The sequence below is a fragment of the Sphingomonas sp. S6 genome (assembly GCF_043498045.1).
Classification (GTDB): domain Bacteria; phylum Pseudomonadota; class Alphaproteobacteria; order Sphingomonadales; family Sphingomonadaceae; genus Sphingomonas.
The window spans coordinates 1-453 of sequence record NZ_JBIEOE010000052.1 but is presented as its reverse complement, the minus strand read 5'-3'; the positions used below and the strand labels follow the sequence as shown (position 1 = coordinate 453).

Sequence of the window (453 nt, the reverse complement as noted above, 5' to 3'; positions counted from 1 at the left end):
CGAGGACGTGATCCCCGAGAAGACCGAGAAGGTCATCGACGAGGACATCGGCGACGATCTGGACCTGCTCCTGCAGGCCGTCGAACTCGTGGTCACCACGCAGTTCGGCTCCACGTCCATGCTGCAGCGCAAGCTGCGGGTGGGCTTCGCGAAGGCCGGCCGCCTCATGGACCTCATGGAGTCCCGCGGCGTCGTGGGCCCCTCCGAGGGCTCCAAGGCCCGCGACGTGCTGGTCAAGCCCGACGACCTCGCGGACGTGCTCGCCACCATCTCCGGAGACACCCCGCCCTCGGCCACCTCCGGCGACGGCGACGCCTCGGCGTCGTCCGGTCCGCGCGACCTGGTGCAGGAGGATCTGGACTCGCGCCCGGCCGCCGTGGACTGGAACGATGAGGACGACGACGAGGGATCGGAGGACGCGTGGCAGCTGACGGGCAGATGAGCACGGCGGGC

1 protein-coding gene is annotated in these 453 nt (G+C 70.4%); it reads left to right on the top strand.

Annotated elements, in window-relative coordinates; all coding sequences use genetic code 11:
• On the top strand, positions 1-442 hold a 442-nt coding region (locus ACGVWT_RS19195), incomplete at its 5' end, for a DNA translocase FtsK (protein WP_394427832.1).
• Positions 443-453: the final 11 nt, after the last annotated feature.